General features: G+C 48.0%; 1 pseudogene. It reads left to right on the forward strand.

The features are described from left to right. A pseudogene (locus R7Q09_RS27140) lies at window positions 1–583 on the forward strand (multidrug transporter); the annotation flags it as partial.

Raw genomic sequence — 583 nt, forward strand, 5'->3', positions numbered from 1 at the left:
TATCTCGTCGGTTTGATCATGGCGTATAAACATGCCGATGTTGGTGTGATTTACCCAATTGCACGCGCTTTGCCGGTCATGATGGTGGGAGGGTTCAGTGTTGCACTCGGCCATGCGCTTTCATCTCAACAGTGGCTTGGTTTTGTGTTGATCACCTTTGGCTGCATTTTGGTTCCGTTGACTCATGTTCGCCAAGTTTCTTTGGTGGCGTATCTAAATGTAGGCGTGTTTTGGGCGTTGATCGCGGCAATTGGCACGACAGGTTACTCTGTGGTGGACAAAGAGGCATTAACGTTACTGACTCAGCAAGCATCAACTATTTTCAGCGATCAATACAGCGCGATCTTCTATCTTGGTGCGCAGTTTTGGGCGATGGGCTTACCCGTTTTACTTTGGTGTCTGATCACCGGAAATGATCAAGAGTTGCAAGCGGCTTGGCGAATCCGAAAAAGTGCAAGTATGGCTGGCATTATGATGGCATCGACTTATGGATTGGTTCTGTTTGCGATGACGATGACAGACAACGTGAGCTTAGTTGTCGCGCTGCGCCAGATCAGTATCGTATTTGGTTTATTGATGGGCA

It is taken from the genome of Vibrio sp. 2130-1 (assembly GCF_033339515.1).